Annotated in this window: 19 protein-coding genes and 2 pseudogenes; 9 read left to right on the top strand and 12 right to left on the bottom strand. The window is 60.7% G+C overall.

Features of this window, described 5'->3' with window-relative positions; all coding sequences use genetic code 11:
• Both C9413_RS10495 and C9413_RS10490 read left to right on the top strand, forming a co-directional pair.
• Positions 1-289 (top strand): 4-hydroxythreonine-4-phosphate dehydrogenase PdxA (locus tag C9413_RS10495; RefSeq protein WP_170250436.1); only part of this gene is annotated, 289 nt, incomplete at its 5' end.
• Entirely contained in the window at positions 286-1,407 is a 1,122-nt protein-coding gene (locus C9413_RS10490; RefSeq protein WP_040116290.1) for an iron-containing alcohol dehydrogenase, read from the top strand. The genes C9413_RS10495 and C9413_RS10490, both read left to right, overlap by 4 nt.
• Positions 1,408-1,588: 181 nt before the next feature.
• Here the strand turns inward: C9413_RS10490 and C9413_RS10485 are convergent, their stop codons facing one another.
• From C9413_RS10485 to C9413_RS10450, 7 genes and pseudogenes are all read right to left on the bottom strand, one after another.
• Entirely contained in the window at positions 1,589-2,293 is a 705-nt protein-coding gene (locus C9413_RS10485; protein ID WP_027664892.1) for a FadR/GntR family transcriptional regulator, read from the bottom strand.
• 3 nt (positions 2,294-2,296) lie between these two features.
• Positions 2,297-3,325, bottom strand: a complete 1,029-nt coding sequence (locus C9413_RS10480; RefSeq protein WP_040116291.1) for a four-carbon acid sugar kinase family protein — start codon at positions 3,323-3,325, stop codon at positions 2,297-2,299.
• A gap of 809 nt (positions 3,326-4,134) precedes the next feature.
• A pseudogene (locus C9413_RS10475) lies at positions 4,135-4,479 on the bottom strand (hypothetical protein); the annotation flags it as partial.
• A 531-nt stretch (positions 4,480-5,010) separates the two neighbouring features.
• Entirely contained in the window at positions 5,011-5,256 is a 246-nt protein-coding gene (locus C9413_RS10465; protein WP_170250435.1) for a hypothetical protein, read from the bottom strand.
• A gap of 53 nt (positions 5,257-5,309) precedes the next feature.
• Positions 5,310-6,149, bottom strand: a complete 840-nt coding sequence (locus C9413_RS10460) for an intradiol ring-cleavage dioxygenase (RefSeq protein ID WP_170250434.1) — start codon at positions 6,147-6,149, stop codon at positions 5,310-5,312.
• 173 nt (positions 6,150-6,322) lie between these two features.
• Positions 6,323-7,183: a sugar phosphate isomerase/epimerase family protein gene (locus C9413_RS10455; protein ID WP_040116293.1), complete on the bottom strand. Its 861-nt coding sequence runs from the start codon at positions 7,181-7,183 to the stop codon at positions 6,323-6,325.
• A gap of 133 nt (positions 7,184-7,316) precedes the next feature.
• Positions 7,317-8,249 (bottom strand): LysR family transcriptional regulator, encoded by a 933-nt coding sequence (locus C9413_RS10450; protein WP_170250433.1) that lies wholly within the window; start codon positions 8,247-8,249, stop codon positions 7,317-7,319.
• 89 nt (positions 8,250-8,338) lie between these two features.
• On the opposite strand from C9413_RS10450, the gene C9413_RS10445 reads away from it, so the two are divergent.
• Genes C9413_RS10445 through C9413_RS10415 form a run of 7 tightly spaced genes read left to right on the top strand, consistent with a single transcriptional unit; the run spans position 8,339 to position 13,971 of the window.
• A complete protein-coding gene (locus tag C9413_RS10445) occupies positions 8,339-8,695 on the top strand; it encodes a Dabb family protein (protein WP_223844105.1) in 357 nt (118 codons plus the stop codon).
• Between the two features lie 2 nt (positions 8,696-8,697).
• A complete protein-coding gene (locus C9413_RS10440; RefSeq protein WP_040116295.1) occupies positions 8,698-8,985 on the top strand; it encodes a YciI family protein in 288 nt (95 codons plus the stop codon).
• Positions 8,986-8,989: 4 nt separating this feature from the next.
• Positions 8,990-10,066, top strand: coding sequence for a maleylacetate reductase (locus tag C9413_RS10435; protein ID WP_040116296.1), 1,077 nt, complete (start codon positions 8,990-8,992; stop codon positions 10,064-10,066).
• A 4-nt stretch (positions 10,067-10,070) separates the two neighbouring features.
• Entirely contained in the window at positions 10,071-10,856 is a 786-nt protein-coding gene (locus tag C9413_RS10430; protein WP_052451895.1) for an SDR family oxidoreductase, read from the top strand.
• A gap of 25 nt (positions 10,857-10,881) precedes the next feature.
• Positions 10,882-11,682 (top strand): SDR family oxidoreductase, encoded by an 801-nt coding sequence (locus C9413_RS10425; protein ID WP_040116297.1) that lies wholly within the window; start codon positions 10,882-10,884, stop codon positions 11,680-11,682.
• A complete protein-coding gene (locus C9413_RS10420; protein ID WP_082046755.1) occupies positions 11,654-12,904 on the top strand; it encodes an MFS transporter in 1,251 nt (416 codons plus the stop codon). The genes C9413_RS10425 and C9413_RS10420 overlap by 29 nt, the downstream gene beginning before the upstream one ends.
• On the top strand, positions 12,901-13,971 hold the full coding sequence (locus C9413_RS10415) for a zinc-binding dehydrogenase (RefSeq protein ID WP_170250432.1): 1,071 nt from the start codon (positions 12,901-12,903) through the stop codon (positions 13,969-13,971). The genes C9413_RS10420 and C9413_RS10415 overlap by 4 nt, the downstream gene beginning before the upstream one ends.
• 515 nt (positions 13,972-14,486) lie before the next feature.
• On the opposite strand, the gene C9413_RS10410 is transcribed toward C9413_RS10415, so the two are convergent.
• From C9413_RS10410 to C9413_RS10390, 5 genes and pseudogenes are all read right to left on the bottom strand, one after another.
• Entirely contained in the window at positions 14,487-15,578 is a 1,092-nt protein-coding gene (locus C9413_RS10410; protein WP_040116299.1) for a Gfo/Idh/MocA family oxidoreductase, read from the bottom strand.
• Between the two features lie 191 nt (positions 15,579-15,769).
• Positions 15,770-16,549 (bottom strand): ATP-binding cassette domain-containing protein, encoded by a 780-nt coding sequence (locus C9413_RS10405; protein ID WP_040116300.1) that lies wholly within the window; start codon positions 16,547-16,549, stop codon positions 15,770-15,772.
• Positions 16,549-17,661, bottom strand: coding sequence for an ABC transporter permease (locus C9413_RS10400; RefSeq protein ID WP_040116301.1), 1,113 nt, complete (start codon positions 17,659-17,661; stop codon positions 16,549-16,551). Before C9413_RS10400 ends, C9413_RS10405 begins: the two co-directional genes overlap by 1 nt.
• A gap of 46 nt (positions 17,662-17,707) precedes the next feature.
• Positions 17,708-18,661, bottom strand: coding sequence for a sugar ABC transporter substrate-binding protein (locus C9413_RS10395; protein ID WP_040116302.1), 954 nt, complete (start codon positions 18,659-18,661; stop codon positions 17,708-17,710).
• 298 nt (positions 18,662-18,959) lie between these two features.
• Positions 18,960-19,253, bottom strand: a pseudogene (locus tag C9413_RS10390) (transposase); the annotation flags it as partial.
• Between the last annotated feature and the right edge of the window lie 143 nt (positions 19,254-19,396).

Raw genomic sequence — 19,396 nt, 5'->3', positions numbered from 1 at the left:
CGATGCTTACGGTCCGATCTCGGCCCACACGGTGTTCCCCCGGGCCTATTCCGGCGGCTTCGATCTCGTTGTCGCGCAATATCATGCCCAGGGCCATATCCCGATTAAGCTCGTCGCCTTCGATACAGCCGTTAACGTCTCCGTCGACCTGACGATCGACCGCACCTCAGTCGATCATGGCACCGCCTTCGACATCGCCGGCAAGGGCGTTGCCAACCACGGTAACATGTTGTCGGCCATCGCCTACGCCCGCAAGCTGGTTGCAGGCGGCAAAGGAGAGCAGGCATGAGCAGCGTTCCCGTCATCATCCTGCATCAGCCGAAACGGCTTATCGTCGGCGCCGGAACGATCGGCGAGGTCTGCACCTGGGCCGGAGAGGTTTCCTCGACGCTGGTGATCGCTACGCCGATCACCGCGGGCTTCGTCGACCGGCTGAAACTGCCGGGCAAGGTCGCCGTGTTCGATGCCATTCCCGGCGAGCCGGAGATTGCAACGCTCGACGCTGCGCTGGCAGCGGCGCGTGCGGCAACGCCGGATCTGGTGGTCGGTCTCGGTGGCGGTTCCGTCATGGACGTTGCCAAGCTGCTCGCTGCCCTTTGGGACAGCGAGCAGACGCTGGCCGATGTCGCCGGCTCCAACAAGGTAGCAGGACGCAGCACGCGTCTGGCGCAGATCGCCACCACGGCCGGCACCGGTTCGGAAGCGGGCATCCGTTCGCTAATCACCGACCCGATCAAGGGCGCCAAGATTGCGGTCGAAAGCCCGCATCTGATCGCCGATCTTGCCGTGCTCGACCCGGAACTCACCTATTCGGTGCCGCCGGCCGTGACCGCTGCAACCGGCGTGGATGCCATGGCCCATTGCGTCGAGGCATTTACCAGCAAGCGCGCGCATCCGATGATCGACGGCTTTGCCCGCATGGGCTTTCACCTCGTCGGCAAATATCTCGCCCGCGCTGTGAGGGATGGATCCGACCACGAAGCCCGCGAGGGGCTGATGCTGGCGTCCTATTACGGGGGCATCTGCCTCGGCCCGGTAAATACGGCGGCGGGTCATGCCATCGCCTATCCGCTCGGCACGCTATTGCACCTGCCACACGGGCTCGCCAATGCCATCGTGTTTCCGCACGTGCTCGCCTTCAACGAGCCAGTGGCGCAGGAAAAGACCGCAGAGGTGGCGCAGGCGCTGGGCCTCGGTCACGGTCTTTCGCAGGCGAACCTGCGCGCAGAGGCCATTGGTTTCTGTGCCGATCTCGGCATCGAGATGTCACTGGCGAAACACGGCGCGACCGAAGCCGACCTGCCGCGCTTTGCCGCGGATGCGCATGCCATCCGCCGCCTGATGGACAACAACCCGGCCGATATGAGCGTCGATGACGTTCTGGGAATATATCGGGCCAGCTTCTGAGACGCCAGCCTTGAGGGTGAAGGCGGTGCAGTGATGCGCCGCTTTTTTGTTTTTGGGAAGTGGATCGTATTGGAGGGCTAATCTGGGCGAATAGTCGAGGCCCAATTGAGGCAAGCGGTGACCGCCCCCTCGTGATGGGGCCGAAGGGCGACGACAGGCCAGAGGGGACCTGCCAACCGCCCTACTGATGTGACGACTGGAACAGCCTTTCACGCGAGCCCTTCAGATGCTCCAGCATCAAGCGTCGCGCTTCGTCCTCGTCGCGGTTGGCGATGGCTGTCGCAATCGCTTCATGTTCGGCGAACACGCGGGACAGGCCGGATGCTTCTCGTTTGATCGAGGCGCCGTGGAACTTCATGCCGACAGCAATGTGGTCCTTCAGCGCTTCCATGGCAGTGGAGAAGTAGTTGTTCTGCGCGGCGCGGGCGATGGCGAGATGGAACTGGAAGTCAGCGTCCTCACGATGCGATTGGCGGTTCGTGGCATCGCGCAGCAGTTCCAGCGCCTGACGGATCGCTTTCAGACTGTCGGCATCGTGGCGGATTGCGGCGGCCGCGGCGGCTGTTGGTTCCATCGTCAGGCGGAACTCGTAACAGTTGAGGAGGTCGGCGACATTTTCCAGCTGGCCGAAACCGAGCGGATTTCGCAGGCCGACCGAGCGGACGAAGCTGCCGGCACCGCGACGCGAATAGATCAGGCTCTGGTCCCGCAGGCGTTTCAGCGCTTCGCGGATGACCGGGCGAGAAACCTCGAATTCTGCAGCAAGATCATGTTCGGTCGGCAGGCGCTCGTCGGGCTTGTAGGCACCAGACTTGATGGCGCGCAGCATGCGTTCGAATACGATATCGGCGAGCCCCCTTCGGACGGTTCCAGTTTCCAGTCCCATATCTCAACCCGCCTTCCGCAGCACCATTTCTGCAATGTTCTTCAACGTGTCCGGCTGACCAAATCCGCCGGATTTGGCAATGATGCAACGTCCATTTGCGGACACTAGACCGAGACCCGGCAGGCATTCGCCATGCAGCCGCATTCGCGACAGCCCAAGTCGGCGCAGCACTGCTTCCGCCGTTGCTCCTCCAGACAAAAGAAGTGTACCGTCATTGCGGACAAGGTATTCTAGCACGCCCTCGGCCAACGCATCCGCCACGGCTTTCGGACTCACGCCTTCTGAGCCTGGCGTCGCCTGAAGGAGCGTTAATTCGGCATCGGTTGCCGGGGATCCGTTAAAGATACCGTTCGGGGCTGGCAAATATTGTAAGGCCAAGTTCATGCGCAAGTGCTCGACCTGCGCAAGCGTGATCGGGTCCCGCGAGCCGATCACAAAGGTGATCCGGCCGGCCGGGATGGTTGCCGCTTGCGCCTTGGCCATCGTCGTCATCCGGCACGCGAGTGCTTCGGCAAGGCCACGCGCGCCAACCAATAGGTCTGTGCCGTCGGTTTCTGCAATCTGGAGAACGGCCTCCATGTCAGCGGACGAACGGGTATCCGGCGCACTCGCACGACCGGCATGCGCCCCAAGCCTGTCGGCAATGTCGATCGGCGTAGCGACACCGAAACCTGTAACTCTGCCGGCGTCGACGAAACGATCAAATTGAGGAATTGCCGGTGCAACAACGGCCCGAGAATAAGGTATTGCGTCAAGTTCGGCGGCGATATTGCCCTTGAGCCGCGAGTCGACTTTCTTGAACAACCGCGTTCCCGCCGGCAACAGAGCGACGACGGCAGCGGTAGCTGCCCGCGCTTCGTCCGGACTAATCTCACGAGTATCAAGGTTAATTGAAAGGACGTCGGGGGCGCTCTTCACGATGTCGGCGATAGCTTCCTGATGAAGAGCAACTTCCGTGTAGAGACCCCGGCCGGCAAACGGCGCTGCCGAGTCTAGCGCGCCGGTCAGATCGTCTGCGAGGATCGCTAGCATTCACTTCATCTCACACCATGTTGTAATCTTTATACATACGGCTGGCGCTTAAATGTCAACGCCTTCGGCGTCGAGAATTACATATCCCTCGGCTTTCGCACCTGCAGATATCCATGCTCACCCTCGTACACTGGGCGTTTTAGTCCCGGGGTGTGATGGCGTATTCTTGTCGCGATCACAGAGGGAGTTTCTATGGGCAATTTCTTCACGGGCAGCGCCAAGACCACGCACACCGTTCGAGCAGAGCCACCGTTATCCGAAGCTTCAACCGCTGCGCTTGCACGGCGATACGGCACCAACGAGAGAGCCGTGAGGAAATGGCGATCGTGACCAAGCGAGCTCGTCGGCGCTCCGAATATTAAGCTCGGCCCGATCACAGTATTGGGATGTTCCGGTTCGCCGGCTTCGTAGAGCAGGTCGCCATTTGCGACCGCTTAGTTCCCATTTCTTTTTGTTAGGAAGCAGTGAAACTCATATTGCGATACTCCAATATATCGCTTTCGAAGAATATATTTACCCACCAAGTGCCTCCGCGCAGAGGCATGGGTCGTGCTATTTCCTGGTCATGTTCCAGACCTCCGTTTTTTTCGAGGAGGCCGCGCCCATCGCGGCCCCGTCGCGGAGGGCCGATTGCAGGAGCGACAGAAGGGACGGGCCACGATAGCGCCTGCCTCTCGCATCGATTTCTTTCTCGTTCACCTCTTCTGATGCGACTTCACCGCGATGTCGACACACGAAAGCCGCCGCCCGTGAGGTGACGGCTTGTTCCCGGTACGATGAAGGGGAGCCGAAGCTCCGCCAGGTCGGTCTCAATCGAAGGCCGACATCTGCGCCGCGGCGGCCTTGCGGTCGAGCCTCTCACCGGGTTTGTCGATCGGACGATCGAAAGGCTTCCAGGCTTCACCTACGATCTGCTCGTAGGCGGCCACAGTGCCTTCGGCAGCCATCCGGAGCGCATGCGCATGGACGCCCATGTCGGCTGCGAACTCGCGCTTGCGCTGGGCAGCGCTGTCATAGCCGACGGGACCGTCGAGATCCTCGTCGCGGGCGTCGGCAGATCCCTTGGCGGTGGCGTCACGCGCCTCGGTGACGGCCCGGGAGTAGAACTGGCCGGCACCGTGGGCCGATCCGACATAGGCACCGACGATGCGCTGGAAGTGGAGGACGGCAATGGCCGTATCGGCCGTGCGATCGCCGAAAACGCACTTGCACGAGCGATCTCCACCCCGACTTTCAGCGCATTATCGAAATCGCTGCTGAGACACCGCAAGGACTATTACGCGATGCTGGAGGCGGCGAGCTCCACGCTCGTCATCGATGACTGGCTCTCATGGTTCGCGGATCGGGCGCTCGAAGCCCAGATGTCAGCGGACGAATTGGTCCGCTTCCTGATCGAAAAGACGCGCTTCATGGACGGGCTGCGTGGCGCGCTGAACGAGCGACAGGAGAACGTCCTTCTTCGCATGCTGGCCGAGGGGCCTGAATGTTTCACCGGGGGTTTGAGCGCCGGCAACTACGCCACGATCACCGGCGCTCCGCCCTCGACTATAACCCGCGACCTTGCCGACCTGGTCGAGAAGGGCGCATTGCTACGCACCGGCGAGCGCAAGGCGACGCGCTACCGGCTGAATCTCGCAACCGACACATAGGCGAGCTGGTCGAGGCGTTGCGTCAGCAAAAGCGGATCAGGCCGCAATATTCTGCGCCTTAGTGTCATCGCAAGCGGATTGCGCCAAGGCCTCCTCCACCTTGGCGCACACAGACATGAGTAGGTCACGCGTGCGCTCCGCCCGGGGCATGATCGAGAGCTCGACGTTGACGCGCGGATCCAGCACGGCGTACACGGGCAGCATGGCGAACTGGCAGGCGGGCACATCGACCGAAAGTTCATGGCACAGCATGTCGCGTACCGGCCCCAAGGTCTTCGCCAACTGCTCGCGTACGCTGGGGTAGAGTGTTTCGTCAGTTCGGGATGGTGCGTCCTTCACACCGGGGTCAACACGAAATCGAATGGCGACCGCCACAGCGTATCGGCCCCGTCAAGCCGCTCGAACGGCGCGATCAGTGTCTGTTTCACGCCGAAGACCGCATCGCTTTCGAGATAGCTGTCGTCCCCGACGAATGTGTGAGTCACCAGCTTCTGAAAGCCCGGCGCGGTGACAAGGAAATGCATGTGTGCGGGGCGATAGGGGTGGCGCCCCATTTTACCGAGCATTTTTCCAACCGGCCCGTCGTTCGGGATCGGGTAGGAGGTCGGCTTGATTCCGCGGAAGGCATAGGCACCGTCTTCGCCGGTGAGGAAGCGGCCACGGTTGTTCCATTTGGGCTGGATGCCTGGCTGCTGCACGTCATAGAAGCCATCGGCATTGTCTGACCAGACATCGACGCATGCCCTTTCGATCGGGTTACCGTGAAGGTCGATCACCTTACCTTCGAATAAACAGGGCTCGCCCTTCCCATCCAGAGAAATGTTCTCGCCCATCTCACGGACGGGGGCATTCTCGACGTGAAACGGTCCGAAGACAGTGTTCTCCGTCGCCCCTGCGGGACGGCGATTGTTGATGGCGTCGACCAGCATGGAAAAGCCCAGCACGTCAGAAAGCAGGATGAATTCCTGGCGCTCGCCCGAGCAGATTTTTCCGGTCTTGGTCAGGAAGTCGATGCCGATCTCCCATTCCGCCTGCGTCAGGTGGATTTCCTTCGCAAAGGCGTGCAGGTGCTTGCCCAGACAAGCCATTACCTCCGCCATGCGCGGCGAGACCTCGCCACCCATGCGGGCGTTGACCGTTTCGACCGAGCTTTCTTCTGAGAAATAGTGGATCATGGTCGGTCCTCCCTAACGTTCGTCAGTAAATGCTGCGGAAGCGAGGGTTGCTAGTCCAGCCCAATGCGGTGTGTAGTCGTACTCCGGAACCCGCAGCGGGCAAAGTGTCTGCAAGCGACGCCAAGGCGGCCGGCACGATCACGGTGGATCGTGCTGTGGGCACCAGAGCGCCCTCAGACCTTGGCGAATTGAGCCATGGACGACTCGAAAACGCGGCGAGCCATTTCATCGAGACCACGCTTCCTGTGGTCCGCCGAAAGGACTTCGGTGCCATAGACGCCATCATAGCCCGCGGCCTTTACTGCGCGCAGGAAGGCCGGCACGTCCAGCTCCCCTTCGCCCGGAAGCATCCGGTGATGGATAGTGTCATCCCAGATATTCTCAACAGGCGGCTCCCGCAAAGCATCATCGATCTCGATGGCCTTGATGAAGTGCGCCGGAATCTTGCTGATGTCGGCGTAAGGGATGTTCCCGCGCGCCATGTGCCAGATGTCGAGCAGCAGGCCGCCGTTGTTCCGGTTCGCGACCTCCATGATGCCGACGCCGGCTTCGATCGTGCGGACGTTGGACCAGGGCATGATTTCCAGGACGACCTCAGTTCCGGTGGCCGCCGCCTGGTCGCAAAGCTTGCCGAACTCTTCGCCCATCAATTCGATGTTGGGTTCGCCTCCCTCAAAGCCGGGAAGCGCCTTGATGTCGCGCATGCCGAGCTCGTTCACCGCTTCGAAAATCTGGGCGCGAAGCAGGTCGGCCTTGGCGCGCTCCTCGCCCGTCTTGTACCAGTCGACGACGGCCTCGATCTCGAGATACTTGATCCCGTTGGCCTCGATAATGCGGCGCATCTCGGCATAGCCGATCTGGTCCCTCGTCGCCGTCACGTCGTCAGGATGAAGGCCAAAGCCTACGAAACCGGCACGCGCGGCAGCTTCCACGCGATCCTTGAACGGGAGCGGGCTGATTTCGGTGGGTCCAAAGGGGTGAACGTCGCCAGATATGGCGAAATACGAAATTAGGAGTTCAACACCCGCGGCCATGATAGTCCCTTTCTTACATAGGCAAGGCTGGCAAACCCCAGCGTGATCGATCCGTCATACATCCCTGGCATCATTGGGAAAAAGCGCCGGTCTTTGGAAACTGTGTTGCACCCGGCGCAAAAAGCACCTTGCTTCAACTCATCCACACCGCCTCGAAGTCATGGGGGCGGAAATGCTCGACCAGAAAATCAAGGAACAGCCTCGTGCGGGCAGGGAGAAACGCCTTCGTCGGAAAGGCGGCATTCATGGTCAATACAGGCAGGTGCCAGTCATCCAGAACGCGAACCAGACGCCCGGCCTCAAGGTCATTTTGAATGATGTAGGTTGGCTGCGCCAATATCCCGAGGCCCTTCAGGGCTGCTTCGCGGATTAATTGTCCGTCGTTTGCGTTAATGATGCCGTCGACTTCGACCTTCACGGACTGATCGTCTTTTTTGAAGTGCAGTTCGTTCCAGTTATCGGCGAGTGTGTACAGAATAAGATCGTGTTGATGCAGGTCGTTTGGATGTTGCGGGATGCCCTTCCGCTCCAGATATTCAGGAGAGGCCGCCAGCAATCGGCGACACCTTGCAAGCCTGCGGATGGTGATCGAGCTGTCAGCCTCTACCCGTCTCAATCGGATGGCCAGATCCAGTCCGTTTTCGATGATGTCATAGTAGCGGTTTGATGCGACTATTTCGACCAGAACACTTGGGTATCGGTTCCGGAACAGCTCCACGACGGGCATAAGCTGAAGCAATGAAAACGACAACGATGCTCCGATCCTCAGTCGGCCGGTGGGAGCATGCGCTCTGGACGCGACGCCTGCTTCGGCTTCATCCCAGCTGGCCATCAGTTCCTTGGCATTGACGAAGAACTGTTCGCCTTCGCTCGTCAGGCTCAATTTCCGGGTCGAGCGTTGAATCAAGCGGATTCCAAGCCTTCGTTCGAGAGCCATGAGGTTTCTGCTCACGCTCGACACGGAGACACCGAGAACATCAGCAGCACGGGTCATGCTGAGTTCGCTAGCAACGGTTACAAAAAACTCGATCTCGGCCCAACGGTCGACTTTACTCCTGACGCTCATTTTTGCCCCCAGTGAAAAAGACTTTTGGCAAATCTACAGTTCATCGCGTGAAGAGCAAATGCGAACATGTGCCGAGCCAAACGTTTCGAATGCTGAAAGAGATGGACCGAACTATGGATATGCGAAACGATGCTCGGGTGAAGCACATCGTAATGTGGAACCTTCTCGCCGATCCCGCGGGGCAAAAGACCGCGTCCATCGAAGCCGTGAAAACGAAATTCGAAGCGCTGCGGGGTGTCGTACCGGGCCTTCTTCACGTCGAAGTGGGCGTCGATTTCAGCCGCGTGGATTATGCTTGCGACGTGGTGCTGTACACGGAATTCGAGAATGCAGAGGCGCTCGCCGCTTACGCGGAACACCCAGCGCATCTGAAAATCCGTGATGAACTCCAGGGGGTTCGGGTTCAGCGCTATCAGGTTGATTACACACCAAACGCGGGAGAGTGACGATGCACGTTGCCGTTCACTGTGTCGATTTTCCGGACGCCCTCGAGCGGCGCCTCGAAAACTATGCTGCGCACCGGGCATACCTTGCGGCGGGAAGCGTTAAGACCGTGATCTCCGGTCCTCTTCTCGCTCCCGACGGGACCACAATGATTGGTTCCTTGTTCGTCTTTGATGCTTCGAGCGTTGCAGAAGTCGAAGCCTTCAACAGGGCCGACCCTTTCAATCAGGCCAATGTCTGGAAGGCAATTTCCATCCATCCATTCAGCCTGCGTGTCGACAACCGGGAGTAAGAAGATGCAGAGCCTATCGAACCGTTTTGTCTACAACGCGAACCCGTCGCGTGTTGTCTTCGGGACAGGCACGATCGAAAGCCTGCCGTCCGAGGTCGAACGACTTGACCTCAAGCGAGTGCTGGTCCTGTCCACACCCCAGCAGGTGGAACTGGCCGAGGCGCTCTCCTCCCGGTTGGGAGACAAGGCGGCCGGTATCTTCAGCGGCGCCACGATGCACACACCTGTCGCGGTGACAGAGGAAGCGATGAAGGTCGCCGCGGAGACTGGCGCTGACGGGATCCTTGCCGCCGGCGGTGGATCAACCACGGGTCTGGGCAAGGCGCTGGCGTTGCGCACCGGTCTTCCGCAGATCATCATTCCGACGACATATTCCGGTTCCGAAATGACCCCGATCCTCGGCGAAACAGCGGATGGCGTGAAGAAGACCGTCACGACGCCGAAGGTCCTTCCGAACGTCGTGATCTATGACGTTGACCTGACCATGTCTCTGCCGGCATCGCTCTCAGGGACGAGCGGCATCAACGCAATCGCGCATGCCGTCGAGGCTCTCTACGCAAGGGATAAGAACCCGATCATCGACCTCATGGCGAGCGAGTCGATCGCCGCTCTCGCTGGAGCGCTTCCGGCGATTAGCCTCGATCCAGGTAACACGGACGCTCGACGCAAGGCTCTGTATGGCGCATGGCTTGCCGGCGTTTGCCTCGGCGCGGTCGGCATGTCGCTGCACCACAAGCTATGTCACACACTCGGCGGTACTTACGATCTTCCCCATGCCGAGACGCACACGATCGTCTTACCGCATGCCCTCGCCTACAATGCATCGGCCATCCCCGACGTCATCGACCGCCTTCGCGGCGTTCTGGGTTCCGAGAACCCTGCCCTCGCGCTCTACGACCTCGCCGGCGCCGTTGGTGCGCGCAGAGCGTTGAAGGATATCGGAATGCCGGAGGACGGCATTTCGGAAGCCTGCTCGATCGCCCTTTCCAATCCCTACTGGAACCCGCGTCCGCTCGAAGGTGAGCCGTTGGAACGCTTGCTTCAGCGGGCTTGGGCCGGCTCCCCCCCGGTTATGGAGTAAGGTTATGCCATCCATTCAATTCTCGCTTCCCGATACTGTTGTTGTCACCGGCACGGCGTCCGGCCTCGGACTCGATGTGGGACGGCTCTTGCTGGCCCAGGGCTGCCGCGTTGTCGGGGTCGACACCGCGACATCGGAGCTCGAAGGACGGGCTGGCTACCAGCAGGTGACCGCGTCCATTGCCGAAAGCGAAACCTGGGATCGCGTGACCTCGGCCATCGATAGCGCCGGCCCTGGCTCACTGGGCCTTGTGTCCTGCGCGGCGATCCTCGACGTGGCCGCCGTTCCCAGCTTGAGCCGGGCGACCATCGACAAGGTGATGGCCGTCAACCTAACTGGCACGGCGCTCGGAATGGCGGCGCTCATCCCTCGCATGGAGGCGGCAGGCGGCGGATCCATTGTCGCAGTCGCGTCGATCAATGCCAGCCTCGCCGAGCAGCAGCTCGCGATCTACAACGCCTCCAAGGCGGCGGTTCGCCAACTGGCAAGAACGGCGGCTCTCGATCATGCCCGCAAGGGCGTTCGCATCAATGTGTTGAGCCCCGGGCCCATGATGGCAGGACTTTTCAAGCGCCACGCCGAAAGCGCGACCGACACCGAGAAGTTTGTCGCGACGCGGGCCAACCGACAACCGCAAGGGAGGATCCTGGAGGCCGAGGAAGTTGCGCGTGCAGCTCTCTTCCTTCTGTCCGACGGGGCGTCCGCATTGCTGGGTGCGGACATCATTGCTGACGGCGGGCTGACCACCGGCTTCGACTTCCGGACCGGCGCCGAAGGCGCCTCAGTCTGAGAGCTATTTTTTATAGGAGGAAAAAATGGAATCTGGGCTCAGCGGCAAGAAGGTCATAATCACCGGGGCGGCCAACGGTATCGGGCGCGCTACAGCTCTCGCCTTCGCCAAGGAGGGCGCGATTGTTGGCCTTCTCGATATCGACGCCAAAGGCCTCGACGAAGTGGCCGGACGGGTACGGCAGCACGATGGCGCGGCGATAACCGCGGAGGCGGATCTTTCGACCGCGAATGGCGTCGATGGCGGCATGAGCGAGCTTTTGGAGGCGCTCGACGGCCATGTCGACATACTCGTCAACAATGTCGGCGCCGGCGCGGTTCGCAGCTTCGACGACGTCGACGATGATGCCTGGCAGTCGACCCTGTCGCTCAACTTCATGAGCTACGTTCGGGCAATCCGGAAGGCGCTGCCGATCCTCCGCGAAAATGGTGGCGTGATCATCAACAACGCTTCGGATCTCGCCCGCCAGCCCGAACCGGTTCCCGTTGACTACTCTGTTTCCAAGGCTGCGATTCTCGCCCTGACCAAGGCGTTGGCTCGCGCAGAAGCACCCAAGATCCGCGTCAACGCAGTGGCGCCCGGTCCCATCTGGTCGCCCTTCTGGGACAAGCCCGGCGGGTTCGCCGAGACCATGGGCAAGTATCACAAGATGGAACCGCATGCTGCCGTCGAGCACGAGATGAAGCTTCGCCAGCTGCCGTTGCAGCGCCTCGGCACTCCGGAAGAGGTCGCCAACGTCGTCGTGTTCCTGGCTTCCGATCTGGCGTCCTATGTGACGTCCTCCGTCTGGGGCGTCGATGGCGGCTCTGTCCGCTCCATCGTCTGACATGACCCCCTCTGGTTCGGCCGCTCGAATCGCGGGCGGTCTCGAGTTCATCATCGCGGGCGTCTGCGGCGCGATCGTCGCCAACCTATATTTCGCGCAGCCTGTGGTCGGCGAAATCGGCGCCGCTCTAGGCCTGTCACCCGAGCGGGCAGGCCTGATCGTCACCCTTACCCAGCTGGGCTACTGCTGCGGCTTGCTGCTGCTCGTCCCTCTCGGAGACATCCTCGAGAACCGCCGACTGGCGCTTTCGGTGCTGGCCATCGGCTTCATCGCGGCCGTGACAATGGCCGTCACGAAATCGCACATCGTTTTTCTGCTGGCATCCATCGGGCTCGGCGTTGGTTCGGTATCGGTGCAAATTCTTCTGCCCTACGCTGCGGCTCTGGCGGACCCGCAGCGACAAGGCGTGGTTGTCGGGCGGGTTATGGCGGGGATCCTGACCGGCATAATGTTGTCCCGGCCCGTCTCCGCGCTGATCGCCGGCGCGCTCGGATGGCGATCGGTCTTCGGGCTGGCGGCGGTCGTCTGCGTCCTCGCGGCCGTTTCGATCTGGCGGCGCATGCCGCCTCGGAAGCCGGACAGTACGACAAACTATGCCGGCATCATCCGATCCCTGTTCTCTGCGGCCACGAACAACCGGCTATTGCAGCGTCGCGCGGCCTACCAGTTCCTCATGTTCTACTCCTATACGCTCTTCTGGACCGCGCTACCCTTGCTGTTGTTCGGGTCGGCTTATGGAATGAACCATTTGCAGGTCAGTCTGATCGCGCTCGCGGGAGCGAGCGGCGCCGCCATGTCTCCCGTTGCCGGCAAGATTGCCGATCGCGGACTCATCATTCCCGGTACGACGATCGCCCTCGCGGTCGGGGTTCTGGCCTGGGTCATCGTGGCATTCGGTGCATCCGGCGGCGCAATCGGTGTCATCGTCCTGACGCTTGGGGCAATCGTGCTCGACGGCGCCGTGCCGGTCTCTCTGGTGATGAGCCAGCGTGAACTTTTCTCTGCTCATCCCGAACAGCGCTCCCGTCTCAACGGGCTGTTTATGGCAATGTTCTTTGTCGGGGGCGCACTTGGTGCGAGCGTAGGCGTCTGGGCGTTCGAGAGCCAGGGTTGGCTTGGAGTGGTGGTTGCCGGCGCTGCTGGTCCAGCCGCGGCGCTGGTGCTTCATTTGATTTCCACGGCCAGGCGGTCGACCACTATTGTAGGAGGAACCTCGAAATGAAAGCAGCTCGTTTCTATGCCAAAGGCGATGTACGTGTCGAAGATATCGACAAGCCAATGGCGCTCCAACCGGACGAGGTGCTCGTTCGGAACAAGTTCTGCGGCATTTGCGGTACCGACCTGCATGAGTTCGCCGATGGCCCACATTTCATCTCGGACGTGCCGAACGCCTTTTCCGGGGCCTCCATCCCGGCGATCCTGGGGCATGAACTCAGCGGCGAGATCGAAGCTGTCGGCGCAGACGTCAAACACCTGCGTCCTGGCGACCGTGTTGCGATCCAGCCCCACATGGGACCGGCCGACGGATACTTCGGGGTACGCGGCCTGCATTTCCTGGGGACGCGGGGCGCTGCCACCGGCCTGCCCTGGAACTGGGGTGGCTTTGCCGATTATGCGGTCATGAAGGCCTACGCCACGGTGAAAATGCCGGACGGGCTGAGCTACGAACAGGGTGCAATGGTCGAGCCTGCTGCGGTTGCGGTGACGGCCATCGACAGAAGCGGCCTGGAGCCTGGGGGGGCGATCCTGATCACCGGCGGCGGCCCGATCGGCGCCCTCGCCGTCATGGCGGCGCACGTCGCTGGCGCCGGCAAGATCGTCGTGAGCGAACCCAACGCTACCCGGCGCGAGCGCATCGAGAACCTTGGTATCACGGTCGTCACGGTGGATCCCACCGCAGTTTCGCTTGGGCAGTTCGCCCGCGACAACACGTTCGAAGGCCTCGGCTTCGATGCCGCCATCGAGTGTGCAGGCAATCCTCGCGCCATAACCGATTGCATCAAGGCGGTCCGCCCGCAGGCGACGGTGGTCCTTATTGGGCTCACAAATGCGAAGGTGGAGTTCACTCCGTTCGACCTCATCACCCGCGACATTCGTCTGCAGGGGTCCCTGTGTTATCCGACGACGCTGTGGCCAAGGATCTACTCGATGATCGAGAGCGGACGCCTGCCTGTAGAGCGCCTGATCGACGAAACGATCTCCGTCGACGATATCATCGAGAAGGGATTCCAGCCCCTCCTCGATCCGTCCGGCATCAAGATGAAGATCCTCGTGCAACTGAACGCCTAGATGAAATGACGCCGGGGTGTGCCGCTGTCGCTGCGGCACACCTGAATGGTTCCTAGCCATGACACGGTTGAAGAGACCGCTCACGACTCCTATCAAAATAACGGTGCTGATCCGTGAACTCTTTCGCCTTTCCAGACAGAGTGCTTAGCAGCTTCGGTAGCGTTTTCCGGCCAGAAATCAAAGGTACAAATTTCGGCCCGGCAAGACTGTACGGTCAGTTTCGCATGCGCGTTCGGAGCAGCGGAGAACCTGTCCATAGGACGATGCTCAAACTCCCCAAAAAAGAGCGAGGCTGCACGCCCCCCGAGGGGTGCTGCCTCGCTGATGCGCCTGGGAGGACGCGAGCTAAATAGGTTTCAAAACGAAGTCGAATGTGGCTTCTCCTTTCGACTTTGCGCTCGCGAACGGCACGAAATCGATGATGAGAAGGCAGCCCGATCACGGCGCTCCGCGCCACGGCCTGGTGCACCACACAAGCCCGATGCCGAAGACCCCGGGCTTGGTAATTGTTGGACTCAGACGGCGACCTCCACTTCGGCGCCGGACAGAGCGGACGACTTGAACAGGGCCTCGAGCAAGTGGTTCACGTTGTGCGCCTGTGTCGCCGAAACGGCCGCGGCCGACCCAGACCTCAGCGACCCGACGAAAGCTGCTGCCTCCCGGTCGAAGTAGATCGGGTTGCCGATCTCTGCGATCTCCGGCGAGTACACGGTCTTCTTGGTGGCCCAGATTTCCGGAAAGCTCGTCTCACGCCACTCCGTCCAACCCTGCTGGAACCCGTTCCTGCCACTGTCATAGATCTTGTAGGACGAGGGCAAGGGACAAGAGTGCATGATGCCCTCCGTTCCATATGCCGACAGATCCCAGCTTTCGGTCCAGGACAGAGGATCCCACGACATGAAGTCGACGGTGACGAGCTTGTCGGCATAATTGAGGATCGCACCGCCGGCGTCCTCGCGGGAGTTGCTCCCGAAAGCCGATGCGAATTTTGTAATCCGCGCGTTCACGCTTTGGGGCACGCCGAAGTGGAGCAGAATCCGATCGATCAGGTGGCAGGCAATAACGAACATTGCGCCGCCAATATCTCCGGGCTGGTTCATGTGCGGCGTGGCGGCTTCATTGTGCGAGCAGCCCGCATGCGCCCTCACCTGCAGCACCTTGCCGAGCCGGCCGCTCGAAAGAACCTCCTGCATCTTGTCCACCGAAGGAGCAAAACGCCAACAGTAACCAACCTGGAACAGTCCGCCCGTCCGCTCAACGGCCTCGACGATCCGGGCGGTATCGGCAGACCCCCGTCCCGCTGGCTTCTCGCACAACACGGCCTTGCCGGCCTCAAGCGCCTCGATGGTCAGGTTGGCCATGCTGTGGCTCTTGGGATGCACGAGGACCGCGTGGACGCCGGGATCGGCGAGGATCGCTTCCTTTGTTCTGGCTTCCAGCCCGAGAGCGTCGACGAAGGGGGTGAGCAGCGGACTGTCGTCGTACGCTCCCATCAGCCGAGCTCCGGGCATGCGCTGAAATGCCTTCACGCGTCCCGAGGTGTGCGGATGCGTGATGCCCAGGCAGGCGATACCAAATTCAGCACTTTCGCCGATCGCGTAGGTCATTTCCTTCTCCCTGAAACGACGGAATGGCGCCACTGACGGTCATCCCTTCCAAAAACCCGCAAATCTTCGGGGGCGGTCAAACCTTGTTGAACTGCACCCTCGACGAGGTGACGAGCGATGTCATCCACCTCGCCAGCTATGCCTCAACCGTATGGTGTTTTTCCCTCGGTCGGGCATTTCGATCGGAAACGCTACACCGTCTTTCCGAGCGAGGCTTCGAGCTCGGCGAGCTCCTGCCCGCCTGCCATCAGGCTTTGAAGCTCCTCGGAGGAAATATGGCCGCGATCGGCCGTGCCGAGGGTCTTGCCACGATTGAGGACGGTAAAGCGATCGCCGACAGCAAGGGCATGTCGGACGTTGTGGGTGATGAACACCACCCCTACCCCCTTCTTCCGCACACGGTCGATGGTCGACAGGACATTGGCCGTCTGACGCACGCCTAGGGCAGATGTCGGCTCATCCAAAATGAGAACCTTGGCGCCGAAATAGACCGCGCGAGCGATTGCCACCGTCTGACGCTCGCCGCCCGAGAGCGTCCCGACGGCTTGTCCGGGCTCACGCAGGTTGATGCCCATTTCGCGCATCTGTTCGAACGTGATTGCATCGGCCTTCTTGAAGTCGATCCGTTTGAAAGGGCCAAAGCCGGTTTCGGGTTCGCGGCCAAGCCAGAAATTGCGGCTCACGCTCATCAGCGGGATCATTGCCAGGTCCTGGTAGACCGTTGCGATTCCCGCGGCCAGCGCCGCCCGGGGGCTGGTGAAGTGGACCGGCTCGCCTTCAACTTTCATCTCGCCGTGCGTGGGAGCATGTACACCGGACATCGTCTTGATGAACGTCGATTTGCCCGCGCCATTATCGCCGAGCAGGCAGTGACACTCGCCTGCCTTGACATCGAAGGACACGCCCGAGAGGGCAATAATGTGACCGAAGTGCTTCTGGATATCGGTCATTTCAAGAATTGGTGCGGACATCATCGCTCTCCGGTGATCGCGCGGCGGATGTAAGTGTTGGCGATAACGGCGGCGAGGAGGATCGATCCGAGAAATACCCGGAACAGGGAACTCTCGACATTGGTAAAGAACAGACCCTGCTGCACGACGCCGAAGATGACGGCCCCCAGCGCGGCGCCAATAACGGAGCCATATCCGCCCGTTAACAAAGCACCCCCAATGACCACGCAAATGATTGCCTCGAACTCCTTCATCATGCCCCGGTCGGAGGCAGCCGAGCCGAACTCCACCGCCTGGGAAATTCCCAAGAGCGTGGCGCACAACGCCGCAACGATGAACATCGCCACCTTTACGCGGGCGACAGGTACGCCGATATACCGCGCAGCCTGAGGGTCGCCACCGGCCGCATAGATCCAGTTACCGAACCTAGTCCTGGTGAGCACCCACTGGCCGACGATCACCATAACGATAGCCCAAATGATCAACATCGGGATGCCGTCAACGATCGGCTGTCCCATTCGGGTGCCGCGGGTATAGGTCGCAATCCACCCCTGCTCTCCGAGCCATGCGAACAGCGCTCCGAGTGCCTTGCCGCCAAAAAGCCAGGCTACGGGATCACCTGCGGAGATATCGGCAATCCCCGACACGACCGGCTGCTTATTGAAGGTGATCGCGCTCCAGATCGTCAAGCCGCGCAAAATGAACATGAAGGCCAGCGTGACGATAAACGAAGGCAGTCCGGTCCGAATGACCAGCAGGCCATTGATCGCCCCGATCAGACCGCAAGCTAGTACGGTGACGCCTATGGCCGCCCACGCAGGCAAGCCAACATAGACAGCCAGCAGACCGAACATCATGCCGGAGAAGCCGACCATCGAACCTAGCGAGAGATCGAACTCGCCGGTGATCATCAGCAGCGAGACGCCGACAGCGAGGACGACGAATTGCGCCGAAACGGTGCTCCAGTTCATGATCCCGTCCAAGGCGAACATCTGCGTGTTGCCGGCAAGGATGATGAAGAATGCGAACACCGCGATGGTGCCGCCCATGGCTCCAAGCTCGGGACGGACGAGCGCCCGGCGGACAGTTGACGTGTGTTTAACGCGCTCGTCAGCGCCGATTGTCGTGGTCATTGCGATACCCTGAAGCTGTCGTAAGTTCCAAACGGAGGTCGTTCGCTTACCGGTATTTGCCGGCGAGCGACTCGACGAGAGCCAGGTTGTCCTTGGTCACGAAGCCGGGACCGGACAACACCGAGTTCGCCTGCAGGACGCCGTAGCGAAGGTCGTTGGTGAGGGTGATCACCGGCAGATAGCCCTGAAGGAACGGCTGCTGGTCGATGGCGAAGTTGATGACGCCATCCTTGATCGCCTGCGAGATCTCCGGAGTGAGGTCGAAGGTCGCAAAAAAGATCGTGCCGGCCAAACCGGTATCCTTGAGCGCCTTGATCGTCGGCAGGGCGGTCATCGGCCCCAGAGTCAGAACAGCGCCCGTATCCGGGTGGTTGGAAAGGTACGCCTTCACACGGTTTGCGATTTCGGTCGCGTCGGTACCCGAGTCGATCATCTGATCGCCGAGCGGCACACCCAGGCCTGCCGCAAAGCCCTCGCAACGCTGCTGCCCCGCGATGTTGGGGAAGAGGCTGTTGACGCAGAGAAACGAAGTGATGCCGGCGGCCTTCGCGCGCTCCCCGGCACCCTTGCCTGCGTCGAATTCGGGCTGTCCGACATGAAGCAGGGCGCCGAGCTTCTTGGATTCTTCTGCCGTGCCGGTGTTCATCGTGACTACGGGGATGCCCTTGGCAACCGCGTCTTCGATGGCGCCGCCGACCGTCTCGACATCGGGAATAGTGACGATGATCCCGTCCGGCTTTTCGGCGGCGGTCTGCTGGATGATGCGCACCATGTCAGCCAGGTCGCCGGTCGGCGGGTTGCGGAAGGTCACGGTCGCTCCGACATTTTCGGCGGCCAAGCTGGCACCGTTCTTCACGGTGTTCCAGAACGTCTCACTGTCAGGCGAATGATGGATGAGAACGTATTTCTCCCCATCCGCCAGAGCAGTTCCGGCAAAGCCCAGAGTGGCCGAGACAGCCAAACCAGCAAGCAACGCCGCCTTCAATACACGATTTTTCATATGTTCCTCCTCATGGTGACCAAGAGCGGTCTGTTTGGCAGCTGGCCGGGTGCGGCTGCATCACCGTCTTCTTTTCTCCAACTCCGAGACAACGTTATGCATTTCTATCCACTCGGGATGAACCGGGAGCGAAACAAAACACTATTGCATTGGCTGCAAAAATCTTCCGCTGATTGAACGGGCGGCCGGGTCATCTGAGGCGACGGGATCGCTCCCTATCCACAGCTACTACCCCCAAGTCAGACGAGTAAGACTGGCTATAACGGTCAGCGTCCTTAGATTCGGTTTCGAAAAGCGTTCAACGATATCCACACCTTGCCAGCCGTCGTGTGATCAGACGGATGTGGGCGATCATGATCCACGCTTCGGATGATGCGATGGAGCGTTCGACGTCCTTGGCCAACCTGCGGCATCTGCCGAGCCAGGCGAAGTTCCGTTCGATCCCCCATCGACGCGACAGAACCTCAAAGCCTTTCGCGTCGTCCGAGCCGGCATAGCCACCATCGGCGAAGACATGCAGCAACCATGGTCACCTGTGGCGGATGGTTCTCAGGAGATCGGGAGCACCGTCGCGATCCTAAATGTCGGGCGCTGTGCACCGGCATATTGCCGGCGGGTGATTTTGGTCCAGGCCATTGTGTTCTCCATCGAGTCTCGCAAATCCGAAGGAGTCATAACCTGTTGAAATCAATCACATCTTTTTGAGGCAGCCTTAGAGACAATGCGCCAGTACAG

Origin of the sequence: Rhizobium sp. SEMIA 4085 (assembly GCF_013004495.1) — a bacterium.
Classification (GTDB): domain Bacteria; phylum Pseudomonadota; class Alphaproteobacteria; order Rhizobiales; family Rhizobiaceae; genus Rhizobium; species Rhizobium gallicum.
The sequence above is the reverse complement of the archived record's forward strand: the minus strand, read 5'-3'. Positions and strand labels throughout refer to the sequence as shown.